The sequence below is a fragment of the Echinicola strongylocentroti genome, assembly GCF_003260975.1.
In the GTDB taxonomy this organism is placed as follows: Bacteria; Bacteroidota; Bacteroidia; order Cytophagales; family Cyclobacteriaceae; genus Echinicola; species Echinicola strongylocentroti.
The window spans coordinates 154,877-165,969 of sequence record NZ_CP030041.1 but is presented as its reverse complement, the minus strand read 5'-3'; the positions used below and the strand labels follow the sequence as shown (position 1 = coordinate 165,969).

7 protein-coding genes are annotated in these 11,093 nt (G+C 45.2%); 6 read left to right on the top strand and 1 reads right to left on the bottom strand.

Going from position 1 to position 11,093, the window contains the following annotated elements; genetic code table 11:
• Positions 1-20 precede the first annotated feature (20 nt).
• The 6 genes from DN752_RS00655 (at position 21) to DN752_RS00630 (ending at position 9,627) form a co-directional block, all read left to right on the top strand.
• On the top strand, positions 21-1,319 hold the full coding sequence (locus DN752_RS00655) for a RagB/SusD family nutrient uptake outer membrane protein (RefSeq protein WP_112782181.1): 1,299 nt from the start codon (positions 21-23) through the stop codon (positions 1,317-1,319).
• 22 nt (positions 1,320-1,341) lie between these two features.
• Positions 1,342-2,265 carry a phosphodiester glycosidase family protein gene (locus tag DN752_RS00650; RefSeq protein WP_112786374.1) on the top strand — a complete coding sequence of 308 codons (924 nt, stop codon included), beginning with the start codon at positions 1,342-1,344 and terminating at the stop codon, positions 2,263-2,265.
• Positions 2,266-3,609, top strand: coding sequence for an IPT/TIG domain-containing protein (locus tag DN752_RS00645; RefSeq protein ID WP_245949406.1), 1,344 nt, complete (start codon positions 2,266-2,268; stop codon positions 3,607-3,609).
• A gap of 238 nt (positions 3,610-3,847) precedes the next feature.
• Positions 3,848-5,809 carry a phosphodiester glycosidase family protein gene (locus DN752_RS00640; RefSeq protein ID WP_162633058.1) on the top strand — a complete coding sequence of 654 codons (1,962 nt, stop codon included), beginning with the start codon at positions 3,848-3,850 and terminating at the stop codon, positions 5,807-5,809.
• Positions 5,810-6,278: 469 nt separating this feature from the next.
• Positions 6,279-6,677, top strand: coding sequence for an SRPBCC family protein (locus DN752_RS00635; RefSeq protein ID WP_112782179.1), 399 nt, complete (start codon positions 6,279-6,281; stop codon positions 6,675-6,677).
• A gap of 1,927 nt (positions 6,678-8,604) precedes the next feature.
• Entirely contained in the window at positions 8,605-9,627 is a 1,023-nt protein-coding gene (locus DN752_RS00630; RefSeq protein WP_112782178.1) for an inorganic phosphate transporter, read from the top strand.
• A gap of 33 nt (positions 9,628-9,660) precedes the next feature.
• Here the strand turns inward: DN752_RS00630 and DN752_RS00625 are convergent, their stop codons facing one another.
• Entirely contained in the window at positions 9,661-11,088 is a 1,428-nt protein-coding gene (locus tag DN752_RS00625; RefSeq protein WP_112782177.1) for a fibrobacter succinogenes major paralogous domain-containing protein, read from the bottom strand.
• Positions 11,089-11,093 lie beyond the last annotated feature (5 nt).

The window sequence follows — 11,093 nt, the reverse complement described above, 5'->3', positions numbered from 1 at the left end:
ACCAAAAAAAGAAGAAAATCATGAATATAAAAATAATGTCCCTAGGCCTGCTGGTACTTATGCTTGCCAGTGCCTGTGGTAATCAGTTGGACCTTTATCCGCGGTCGGCCGTCTCTTCGGAATCTGACCTTACCGAAGATGATGTGGAATCGTTCCTGATCGGTGTCTATCAGTCTGTTCAGAACGATCCTGGAAGAGAATCGTACATTTTGCCCGATCTGGTGGGGGGAGACCTCAATTCTGCCGGGTCTACCAATGGCGGCGGTACCAATGCCTTTATCAGCAATATCCTTCGCCCAGAGCACGGGTATGTCAACAGTTCCTGGAAAGGATACTACGAGGCACTCTATCAGGTAAATACCCTGATCGCCAATGTCAAGGAGATGACTCCTTCCGATAGGATCAATCAGGTAAACGGAACGGCGCACTACTTCAGGGCCTATATCTATTATAATTTATTGATCAAATTTGGCGGTGTACCGATCATCAGGGAAAATACCCAAGAAAAGTTGCCAAGGAATTCGGCCGAGGAGGTTTGGCAATTTATCGAGGAGGACCTGTCAGTGGCCATCGAACAAGCTCCGGATTTCAACGGTGAACTGGGCGGTGATTTCAACTATGTGTCCAGCCAAGCAGCCAAAGCCCTGATGGCCCGTGCCAAGCTGGGGCAGGGAAAAATGGACGAAGCGGCTACCTTGGCCGAAGAACTGATCAATTCGCCCTATCTCAGCTTGGATAGTTTTGATAAAATGTTCAGGAGACAGGATAACAGTGAGTTGATTTTTGCTTTTGTAAATCTCACCATTGAGTCCAGCATCAACCTTTCCACGCTGTTTTACACCTATGCCCATCCCCAGAGTGGTTCGTATGTTTTCAAGCCCAACCCTTGGGCGATGGAAATGTTCTCCGGATCGGATTTACGGGCGGAAGTTTCTGTGGATACCTATGATGGACTGGACGTGGTCAATAAATACCCCAGTGGCCAGACCGGTACAGACCAGCTCAACGTGAGCAGGCTGGCCGAGATGTACTTGATCAGTGCAGAGGCGCAGGGACTGGCAGGACTCGATCGGCTCAATGAACTTCGGGAAGCCCGCGGACTAACGCCGGTGTCACCTTCCAACGAGGAGGACTACCTTGAGCTGGTTTTGGAAGAGAGGAGAAGGGAGCTTTTTGCCGAAGGCTTCAGATGGGTGGACTTGGTACGGACGGGAAAGGCCGTGGAAGAATTGGGCATACAGCAGCGCGAAACCCTCATGCCCATACCGGAGACGGAGTTGTTGTTAAATGAAAAACTGGAACAAAACCCGGGATATTGATCCCCAAAAAGGCAAAAAAACGATGAAAAAATACATCAATTACTACTATACATTTCTGTTGGCGACCTCTATGGTTTTGATGGCCGCCAGCTGTAAAAACGACGATACCCAGCCGGCAGTGCTGGACCAAGAACTGAGCCCCATCACCCAAAGACTAGCCGACAGTACTGAGTTGGTCAGCGAAGTATTTTGGGACACGACCTTTACGGTGGCTCCTGGGGTGGAGGAGACAGATATCCATTATTTGTCCATGAAGGGACTTACCATGCGGATGTTTGTAGTTAAGATAGACCTGAAAGAGGAGGGCGTTGAACTGTTTCCGCTGACGCCATTTGCGAGTAGTGGTTTTGGAATGCAGCCGATTCCTGAAATGATGGAATGGGTGGATGTGCCCGGAAAGAAAGTCGTGGGCGGTGTCAATGCCGATTTTTTCAATATGGATACCGGAGAGCCCCGTGGTGTAGTCCATCTCCACGGAGAGGCCATCAAGACGACCCCAATGGTAGGGAGGTCCTTCTTTGGCGTGGATGAAAACGGGAGATTGGTGATCGAGCATTCCGATGATTATCCCGAATTCCAGGACGGATTGTACGATGCCTTGGGCGCTGGAGACTTGTTGATCAAGGATTATAATTTGGTGCCTATCCCGAGCGAAGACATCCATCCAAGGACAGCGGTCGGTATTACCGATGCCGAAGAGGTTTATTTTATGGTAGTGGACGGCCGTCTGTTTGATTACTCCAACGGGCTGTCACTATCAGAAGTGGCCGAGGTATTTCAGGCACTGGGTGTACGGGATGCCACAAACCTCGATGGGGGCGGCTCTTCTACTTTTGTGACCTTGCACAGTTTAGAAGATGTATTTCATGTACGTAACCGTCCATCTGATGGGACACCACGTCCTGTGGCAAATGGCTGGGCAATTTTGGTAAACGAAAACGAATAGATGATGGATATAAAAATGAAAAGTGTGTATAGATTTCCATTGTTGGCCATCATCCTTTCGGCCTTGGTTGTTCTTGGCTGTGACAATGACGATGTGACACCCCAGAGCAGCTCGGCTCCTTTTATATACGCCATGAGCCCTGAGGAAGGTAATGCGAAGGATGTGGTAACTATCCAAGGAAGGAATTTCAGTGGTAACAGGGAAGCAAATGCCGTTTCCTTCAACGGGGTTTCGGCCACGGTTTTGGAAGCAACAAACAGTAGGCTTCAGGTGGTGGTCCCCGAAGGTGAGGGACTGCAAACGATAGAGCTGAGCATAAACGGTGTCAGTGCCGATGGCGCTTCGCTTGAATTTAACCATGTGGTCAGACCTGCCAATTATAAGGTTTCGACGCTGGCAGGGAGCAGTGACTATGGCCTGGTAGACGGCGTTGGCAATGGAGCTTCCTTCAGGAATCCCGAAGGGGTGGCGGTTCATCCTGATGGCTCTCTTATCGTCACGGACAGGAGCAATAGTAGTATTCGCCAAGTGACCTTGGATGGGACAGTGACCACAGTGCTGGGAACTGGTCAAAGGGGCTATTTGGATGGCCCGGTGGCAGGTGCGATGTTGGATTATCCCTGGAAGTCCTGTGTGGATCAGGAAGGCAATATCTATGTCGCAGACCGGGATAATCACGTCATCAGAAAAATAGATACCCAAGGCACGGTAAGTACCGTCGCAGGGACTGGTGAGGCCGGATATAATGACGGTGCCGCTGGTGAAGCGCAGTTTGACCAGCCACTGGATGTAGTCGTGACCGAGGAAGGGGTGCTCTATGTCGCAGACAATCGTAACCACCGCATTCGGAAAATCGATGTGGATGGAACGGTCAGTACGATCGCTGGAAGTGAGCAAGGAGATCAAAATGGTACATTGGAAGAAGCGACTTTCAGGTACCCTTCTGGTTTGGACATCGATGCACAAGGCAACATTTTCGTAGCCGACCGGATCAATCATTTGATCAGAAAAATAGAGTTGAATACTGGTCAAGTCACCACAGTGGCTGGCGACGGCTCACAAGGTACACGAGATGGCCAACCTGCAAATGCCCAGTTTAACAACCCTTATGGGATTAGCGTGGGAAATGGCGGTGAACTGATCGTAGCAGATCTGTCCAATCACAAGATCAGGTTGATCAATAATGAGGAAGTGATCACAATTGCCGGATCGATAAGTGGCTTCCTCGATGGAGTAGGAGTGACCGCTCAGTTTTACAACCCTACCGATGTGACTTTCCACGATGGTGTCATTTATGTGGCCGACCTAGGAAACCACAGGATAAGGATAATTGAACGGGAATAAGGTAGGAATTAATGGTAAACCGTCATTGCTATGTAAGTCGTTGAGCAACCTTGTTTCCAGTATAACAGGTCTGTTTCACTTCGTTTTCATTACATGTGCAATGACGGTTTTTTTCATTGAGGATCCTTGGGATTCTTAAAACCTGGTTGATGCATTAGGAATCCTACTAGATAGGCCAATGCATATTACGGGTTACTCCCAATAACTACATTAACATCCATCTAGATATTGCTAAATCTTGAGAAGAATAAATAATACCCTAAAACTCATTGTCCTTTTGGGAATTTCATTTGTATCCATGTTATCATGCACCACATTTGATGACCCTAAAGGCTTGATCGATGAGGGAGAAGTTGCTTCATTGTCAGCTCAAAGTACATGTCAATATAACTTAACACAAATACTCAAAGAAAACACCAGTCTAATCGATTCTGTGGTGGATGAGTCACAGAGGATGGTAGCTACTGGTGTAACGGAAACCATTATCAGGTATGTCGATCCTTCAGGAGATCCTATGCGTGTATTTTTCTTAGAGGTCGATCTCAATATACCTGGGCTATACATGGAAGTGGGCACACCATTTAATCAACATGGATATGGGCTTCAAACTATTAAAAACCAAGCAGAAGAAGTGAATGCGACACATCACCAAGTCATCGCTGCTATTAACGGTGACTTTATTGATAACCAATATGAAACCTTGCCAAGGCCTCCGCATGGGATTGTTCATAAAAATGGAGTAGTCATTAAGGATGTTTATACCCATACCGCCGAAAAGCCACAGCAAGGACTTACCTTTTTTGGATTAGATAAGAACAAAGAGCCTACGATAGGTGGAAGAGATGATTATGCAGCGGCATCTGGTCAGCTCTTCAATGCAACTGGTGGAGGGGTGTTTTTGGTAAAGAATGGCCAGATACAAAGTCAAACCATACACTCCATTCATCCTAGGACGGGCATAGGGTATAGGACTGACGGAACAGTGATTATGTTTGTGGTGGATGGACGCGATTCCAACTATAATACAGGGTCCACAGGAATGAAATATACTGAAATGGCCAGTGTGTTTTACGCCTTGGGAGCAGAAAATGCAATTAATTTAGACGGGGGAGGTTCTTCCACCTTTGTGACAAAAACTTATGGAATCAATGAACTATTGGTTAGGAATTTACCCGGGAACCCCAATAATTCCCACCGAGAATTGGTCAATTCTTGGTTAGTATATATGTGTCCTTATGAGACCGAAACCATCGCAGGTACCGGAATAGCAGGATTTCAAAATGGCTCCAGTAGCACAGCCAAGTTTGATAATCCTGAAGGGATAGCTATTGATCAACAAGGAAATATCTTCGTAGCCGATCGCGACAATAATGTGATAAGAAAAATAAGTCCGTCAGGAGATGTCTCAACATTTGCTGGGACAGGAGTAGCTGGTTTTGCCGACGGGTTAGCTGGAGTTGCAAAATTTAACAGTCCTTGGAAAGTAGCTGTGGACAATCAGGGAAATGTAATAGTTGCGGATCGAGGTAACCATTCCATTAGGAAAATAACACCTGGTGGCACGGTAAGTACCCTGGCAGGAACTACGAGCGGATATCAAGATGGAAGTGGTACTCATGCGAAATTCGACCAGCCTACAGATGTAGCGGTATTGCCTAATGGAAATATAGTGATTGCAGATAATAGAAACCACTGCATTAGGATGATTGATTCCTCAGGACAGGTTTCGACCATAGTGGGTACCGGAAATGTAGGACATGTGGATGGAGCCGGTTCTCAAGCTCAATTTTACTATCCTTCGGGGATAGATACAGATACTAATGGTAATGTATTTGTCGCAGATAGAAAAAACCACGCAATAAGGAAAATAGATAGCTATAATAATGTGTCCACTATCGCTGGTGGAAATGGAGAAGGAATGGAAAATGGTGATATTGCTGTGGCGAAATTTGATGATCCTTATGGAGTTGCAGTGGGGCTAGATGGAAAGGTTTTTGTGGCAGAGTTGGACAATAATCTAATAAGGGAAATCAATGGACAATACGTTAATACTATCATAGGAAGCAATAGCGAAGGTTATATTGATGGTCCATCTACTGCCAGTAAAATAAATAGCCCAACTGATGTACTCGTGAATGGGGATGAAATAATCTTTGCGGATTATGGCAATCACGTAATCAGAAAAATAGTAGGGAACTAATAACTAACTAAATGGGGCTTCCTAACAATTTTGAACCCAGCTTATTCATTAGGAATCGTAATAGACTGTCCCGACAGATGTCGGAAAAAGCTGAAAGTGTAAGAAAATCAGTTAGTTTTGCGGTGTAAGCGGCTGCCACGTAGATCATAGCCGTCAGGCTATCGTCTGTAAGTTGCTGAAAATCTAAATTCTAATTGATGTTTCCGCTATTCACAAATAGCCTAGGGGGATTTCAAATCCCCCTTATCCCGGTTCGGGATTACAAATCCCGAACAGCTAAGACAGCTAAATTCGTATTTGTGACAGTTGGTGTGCTGATAGCAGTTTTAACTGACGGCTATCGCCGCGTGGATAGGCTAATTCACAGAACAATTTATTAGGAAGCCCCGTTAAAATTCCTATAATAATGCCATTTATTTCATTCGAGGCGTTTATCTTAGATGAGAAATTTACCTAATTTATTCCTGAAATGACCAGTATAGAACACCTGAACCCCATCAAAGCCCCCAAAGAAATAGTCTATCAGGCGCTGATCTCCCAAGAGGGACTAGGCAAAGTATGGACTCCAAAACTGTCCGTGCGCCCAGAGGTGGGTGCCATTAATGAATTTGATTTTGATGAAGGCTACATCACCAAAATGAAGGTCTTGGAGCTGAGTGAGAATGAAAGGGTGCTTTGGGAATGCGTGGATTCGGATGAAGAGTGGATCGGTACCAAGATCAGTTTTGAGCTCATCGAAAAAGATGGGATTACCGATGTGGTGTTAAAGCACTATGACTGGCGGGAATTGACAGATTTTTACAGGTTCTGCAATTACCACTGGGCAATGTTTTTAAAACGGCTGAAGGACTATTGTGAAGGCAAGTAAGTCCGTCTTCCATAACTTTTATCTGACGAGCAGGATTAACCCCTAATCAAACCATGATTCCAGGACAAGGGTTTTCTTGGTGTCTTCGGGTCTTTGTGGCAAGATGATAAGCCACTAAGTCGCCAAGACACGAAGCCTTTTGTGAAAAAAATGGGGCAAGTTGGAGCATAGTCATCACCAAAATTCCCTTGGTGCCTTCGGGTCTTTGTGGCAAGATAATAAGCCACTAAGTCGCTAAGGCACGAAGTTGTTTGTGAAAAAAAACGGTTGTTCCGACAGCTGTGCTGCGGAACCACTGGCATTGAGTTTTTAACTCACCACCACCAATTGTGTGGTTTTATGATAAACCTGCTACGTAGTATCACCAAATATCTACTATTTGCTTAAGAACCTCATGCCGTAGGTATGAAATCTTGGTAACAGCTACGACCATCAGTCCTCTATCATGTGCCGTAGGTACATCACTTTGGGTCGATTAGACTTTTCAAAATCCGATAGGGCTATGCATGCTTAACCTGTTCAGTACCTACGGCACTGTTAGTACTTTATCCACTTTCTGTTACCAAGCTATTGCTCCTAGCGGAGCATCCCTGCTGCTGTTGTTACGCACTGGTAAATCCAAAAGAACCTATGAAATCAAGTACCCATTTACTGGTTCTATTGCACTTTCAGCGTTTCGATGTTGGTTGGAATTATCCCTGATCAAACCATGATTCCAGGACAAGGGTTTTCTTGGTGCCTTCGGGTCTTTGTGGCAAGATAATAAGCCACTAAGTCGCCAAGGAACGAAGTTGTTTGTAAAAAAAATGGGGCAAGTTGGAGCATAGTCATCACTAAAATTCCCCTGGTGCCTTCGGGTCTTTGTGGCAAGATGATAAGCCACTAAGTCGCCAAGGCACGAAGCCTTTTGTAAAAAAATGGGGCAAGTTGGAGCATATTCATTACCAAAATTCCCTTGGTGCCTTCGGGTCTTTGTGGCAAAAAAAGGAAGCCACTAAGTCGCCAAGACGCGAAGTTGTTTGTGAAAAAAAACGGTTGTTCCGACAGCTGTGCTGCGGAACCACTGGCATTGAGTTTTTAACTCACCACCACCACCAATTGTGTGGCTTTTTGATAAACCTGCTACCGAGTACCACCAAATCTCTACCATTTGCTTAAGAACCTCATGCCGTAGGTATGAAATCTTGGTAACAGCTATGACCATCAGTCCTCTATCATGTGCCGTAGGTACATCACTTTGGGTCGATTAGACTTTTCAACTATGCATTTGCTTTATCCTGTTCAGTACCTACGGTACTGTTAGTACTTTATCCACTTTCTGTTACCAAGCTATTGCTCCTAGCGGAGCATCCCTGCTGCTGTTACGCACTGGTAAATCCAAAAGAACCAATGAAATCAAGTACCCATTTACTGGTTTTATTGCACTTTCAGCTCTTCGATGTTAGATGGTATTATCCCTAATCAAACCATGATTTCAGGACGAGGGTTTTCTTGGTGCCTTCGGGTCTTTGTGGCAAAAAAGAAAGCCACTAAGTCGCCAAGACACGAAGCCTTTTGTGAAAAAAATGGGGCAAGTTGGAGCATATTCATCACTAAAATTCCCTTGGTGCCTTCGTGTCTTTGTGGCAAAATAATAAGCCACTAAGTCGCTAAGGCACGAAGGTGTTTGTGAAAAAAAACGGTTGTTCCGACAGCTGTGCTGCGGAACTACTGGCATTGAGTTTTTAACTCAGTTGATAGTTGTTCTTTACGAAAATTGTTTCCCTACAAAGTAGGAGGCGATTGTCCATGACTGAGCTGTGTAGATTTTTTGAACGGGAATTGGTGAAAAATTAAAATCCCTATTAAACACATAGGGTTTATGTGTTTATTTGCTATTTTTGCCACTTGTTAAATTAATATTCACACCTGTTTTCACGACGGTATTATGTCAGAGCTGTTTAATTCCCTTACTATTCCTTTTTTGTTGGCGATGTTTTTGGCCGTCAATATGGGAGGAAGTGGTACGGCACCGGCTTTTTCGGCGGCCTATGGGGCGAGTGTCATCCGTCGGAGCCTGATTCCTGGATTATTTGGCATTATGGTGCTGGTGGGAGCCTTGCTAGCGGGAAAGGAAGTATCTTTGACCTTGGGAAAGGGCTTGTTGGATCCTTCTTTTTTTACACCAGAAGCCACTTCTTTGATTTTGCTGTCCATTAGCCTTTCGCTTTTGATTGCCAATTTACTTGGCGTGCCCCAGTCCACCAGCCAGTCGACGGTTTTGTCCATTGCAGGTGCGGCGACAGCGTTGGGTGTTTTTGACAGTCGACAATTTTTCTATGTGATTTTGCCTACTTGGTTGATTTTACCGGTGGTCGCTTTTGGATTGATGCTGGTGCTGAGCAGATGGGTGTTTCCATTAGTCCAGAAAAAGATGCTCACTTCCGATTACAAACAATTGTCCACGCATCCAGTGCTAAAGGGCCTTTTGATTTTTTCCTCACTTTACGTAGCCTTTTCCATTGGCGCCAATAACGTGGCCAATGCCGCCGCACCGATTGCCTCACTTACTGCCAATGAAATTGGGGGTGAGGCCATCGAAAACTTCTTGCCCATTATCATTTTGTCAGTGTTGATCGTGGCGCCATGCTTTGCGATCGGGAGTTCACTGATGGGTCACAAAGTGACCAAAGCTACTGGAAAGGGCATTGTGGAGCCCACACCTTTCCATGCGACGGTGATTGCGATGATCGTGGCCAGTTTGCTGCTGTATGCCTCCATCATGCAGGGCATTCCCACCTCATTGGTGCAGCTGAATGGCGCGGCTTTTATTGCGCTGAGCATTAGTAAGGATGGCACAAAGACGACTTTCCAAAAACCTACCGTCAGAAAGTTTTTTCTGGTATGGGCGGTGGCTCCGGTTTTTGCATTCTTGATGGCTTATGTGCTGACCTTGCTGTTTTTGGTATAGTGGTTTTTCTCTCCAAGGGCATATGGATTTTAATTAATCCTTGACACAACGGATACTCAACACATGGCCATCTTGTAATCCATCGGAGCTACCCATTCGGTAAATTGCGGAAGGTTCTTCAGGTGACACTGAGAAGTCTCCAGATTGTACACTTCTCATTCTTAGCGAATCTTCTTTGGGAGACCACCACCAGGCATTGGACGAAAAAGCATTCCAGCGAAGTCCTTCGCCAGTTTCGTCAATGTCATAAATCCAGCGGCCGTTTGGGTAAGCAGTAAATCCCGTGGAGTTGGTGATATTCAATTCGGGAGGTACTTCACCATAGATGTCAGGCCAGTCCAGTGCCATGAGTTGGTCGGCTGCTTCTTGGTCGTAGCCTCTTCGGCGGTTATAGAGGTCAGACTCGGGTGTACCTAGGTAGCGCTCGAGTTCCATCCAATCCTCATCTGTCGATACATGCCAATTGCATGGGCAAATATTCTTCTCATTCCTAGCTACTTCTCGATTGTAGTAATAATTGTTTTCGAAGGTGTATCTATCCGCTTTTATGAAAGCATAGTCAGGCTGTTCGTTAAAGCCATAGGGCATAGTAATGCCAGGGGGCATAAATGTTTCCAACGGTGTTCCGTCACAGTAGGTGGTTGCACGGAGATTTTCCGCCATCCAATATTGATCACCGATTTTTACCACCTTGTATTCGTTGCCATCCACATCGGTCACGCTGGTGATTTCTTCGTTCCCGCCGATCTCAAAATAGTCCTCATGATACTCAAACGGCCCAATGGCCAGTTCAATGAAGTTTACCATTCCTTGACTTTCTGTTTCTTTAAGGTAAAAGTGGTAATGGTTATAGGCGTCAATTGTCAGGCCTTTTCCAATTTCACCGAAAGGTTGATCATCAGTCAAATAGATAAAAAGAGAGGTAGACCGGTCTTTCTTGGCATAGATGTACAGTAATGGACTGCCTTCTAGGTCAAAGAAATCGTACTCACCTCCAATGCCGACTGCTCTGATAAGAGGAGATTTTGCTACTGTTACCAATCCATAATCGGTGGTTCCTTGAAGTGTAAGGTCAAGACTGGTTTCATCTAAGTCAAACTCTCCCTCAATAGTAAACGGAAGGAATTCGTCGTAACTTCTACCAGTCACTTCCGAAAACACGGTGTATTCCCCAAAGGGCAGCTGGATTTGATAAGCATCCGAGAAGTCATTGGGATTATATTCCAGTGTGTATTCATTTCCTGTGGCTTTATCGGTAAATATCAGGGTAGCTTGGTCTTTAAAAATATGGTTCCATTCTGACACTTCCGATACCCTACTATTGGGCGAGTAATTATCAAAATCCTGTAAAACAACATTTGAAAAAGTCACTAAACCCATTTTGGGTTCTTCGTGGTTTTCTTGCACACAACTGTTCATCAAAAGTACCAAGAAGGCATAAACAAGAATTGAATTTTTCATGATAG

Coding starts and splice junctions, on each gene's coding strand:
- DN752_RS00655 (WP_112782181.1), top strand. CDS start 21: ATGAATATAAAAATAATGTCCCTAGGCCTGCTGGTACTTATGCTTGCC.
- DN752_RS00650 (WP_112786374.1), top strand. CDS start 1,342: ATGAAAAAATACATCAATTACTACTATACATTTCTGTTGGCGACCTCT.
- DN752_RS00645 (WP_245949406.1), top strand. CDS start 2,266: ATGATGGATATAAAAATGAAAAGTGTGTATAGATTTCCATTGTTGGCC.
- DN752_RS00635 (WP_112782179.1), top strand. CDS start 6,279: ATGACCAGTATAGAACACCTGAACCCCATCAAAGCCCCCAAAGAAATA.
- DN752_RS00630 (WP_112782178.1), top strand. CDS start 8,605: ATGTCAGAGCTGTTTAATTCCCTTACTATTCCTTTTTTGTTGGCGATG.
- DN752_RS00625 (WP_112782177.1), bottom strand. CDS start 11,088: ATGAAAAATTCAATTCTTGTTTATGCCTTCTTGGTACTTTTGATGAAC.